This window comes from Shewanella sp. ECSMB14102 (genome assembly GCF_000813075.1).
In the GTDB taxonomy this organism is placed as follows: Bacteria; Pseudomonadota; Gammaproteobacteria; order Enterobacterales; family Shewanellaceae; genus Shewanella; species Shewanella indica.
In genome coordinates this window covers 1-1117 of record NZ_JWGX01000081.1, presented here as the reverse complement: position 1 = coordinate 1117, position 1117 = coordinate 1, and the positions used below count along the sequence as shown (strand labels likewise).

Genomic DNA, 1117 nt, shown 5'->3' with positions numbered 1-1117 from the left:
GGGGGGGGGATTCTTCGAGTCTTCGTTCATTGGCAAAAAGTTTCAATATTGTTGATAATGTTTTTTTTATGGGTGTTAAAGATCATCCACATGGTATTTTCAATTGGTTAGATACCGTTGATATATATCTGCAACCTAGCAGAACTGAAGGGCTTCCTAGGTCCGTAATAGAAGCATTAAGCCGAGCTTGTTTAGTTATCGGGACTGATGTCGGTGGTATACCTGAGTTAGTTGGAAATGATTATTTAATTGAAGTGGATGATGCTGAAAATCTTTCGAAATTAATACTTACATTTTCAAATAAGTCCCAGTTGTTAAACGCTGCTTATTCAAATTATGAACGGGCTAAGAATTATGAAGTTGAATTTTTAGCTTCAAAAAAAGATGAGTTTTATAAAAAATTTCTTGGGTGAATTATGAAGTCTAAGTCCTCATTTGTTTCTTTTTTACTTTACCTTCGGCCATTTGTAGTTTCTCTTTGGAATATTTTTCCTTCTTTTTTCTCACATTTTATGTGGAATCTTTTTAGGATGAATCAATTTAAGGTTGGTTATATAATTAGATATTTATGCCTTAATAAATTGTCGAATAAATGTGGAGAGAAAGTCATTGTTTTTCCAAATGTATATATATTAAATCCTCAAAATTTAAGCATCGGTACTAACATATCTATTCATGAAAACTCTTATATTGATGCCCATGGTGGTTTAGATATTGGATCTAACGTTGCCATAGCTCATAATGTCAGTATTTTAACCTTTGATCACTATATTGATAATATTAATGTGCCAATTAAGGATTCTGGTTCAAATGCAAAGCCTGTAATAATATGCGATGATGTATGGATAGGTGCTGGGGCCAGAGTTCTAAAAGGTGTAGTTATAAATAGTCATTGTGTTATTGCTTCCGGTGCGGTTTTAACAAAAACTACTGAACCTTATGGGATATATTCAGGTGTTCCAGCTAAACTTATAAGGTTGAGACGCTAAATTTAATAGTGTTGTATGTCTTATGACCTTTTCCCCGATTTTAAGACCATGACATTGATAAGGTTTCCAATACACTTGAGCGGCGTTGTTGCCTAAATAAGCGGAACCTTTTTCGCTTTCCATGATCT

General features: G+C 33.6%; 2 protein-coding genes. Both read left to right on the top strand.

Going from position 1 to position 1117, the window contains the following annotated elements; genetic code table 11:
- Positions 1-413, top strand: a 413-nt coding sequence (locus tag RC73_RS19205) for a glycosyltransferase family 4 protein (RefSeq protein ID WP_039036137.1), incomplete at its 5' end; no start/stop codon positions are given.
- 117 nt (positions 414-530) lie between these two features.
- The gene (locus RC73_RS20295) at positions 531-989 is read left to right on the top strand and encodes an acyltransferase (RefSeq protein WP_160289594.1); all 459 of its coding nucleotides are present in this window, start codon (positions 531-533) and stop codon (positions 987-989) included.
- Positions 990-1117: the final 128 nt, after the last annotated feature.